The 229-nt window shown below is 59.0% G+C and carries 1 protein-coding gene; it reads right to left on the bottom strand.

Going from position 1 to position 229, the window contains the following annotated elements; genetic code table 11:
* Nucleotides 1-229 (bottom strand): hypothetical protein (locus BGE37_RS24965; RefSeq protein WP_198598496.1); only part of this gene is annotated, 229 nt, incomplete at both ends.

Below are 229 nucleotides of genomic sequence, written 5' to 3'. Positions count from 1 at the left end.
GGTGTCCACGGCACTGCCACCGCTGGAAACTTGCTGTTCCCCGGTATTAATGAGAGTCCCGGAGACACTTCCGCCACCGAAAACAGTCTGCAGTCCCCCCTCAATGGTGGTGTCCACGGCACTGCCACCGCTGGAAACTTGCTGTTCCCCGGTATTAATGAGAGTCCCGGAGACACTTCCGCCACCGAAAACAGTCTGCAGTCCCCCCTCAATGGTGGTGTCCACGGCA

The organism is Escherichia sp. MOD1-EC6300 (assembly GCF_002965045.1).
GTDB classification, from domain to species: Bacteria; Pseudomonadota; Gammaproteobacteria; order Enterobacterales; family Enterobacteriaceae; genus Escherichia; species Escherichia coli_F.
Note: the sequence above shows the minus strand (reverse complement) of the source record. Positions and strands in the feature narration are given on the sequence as shown.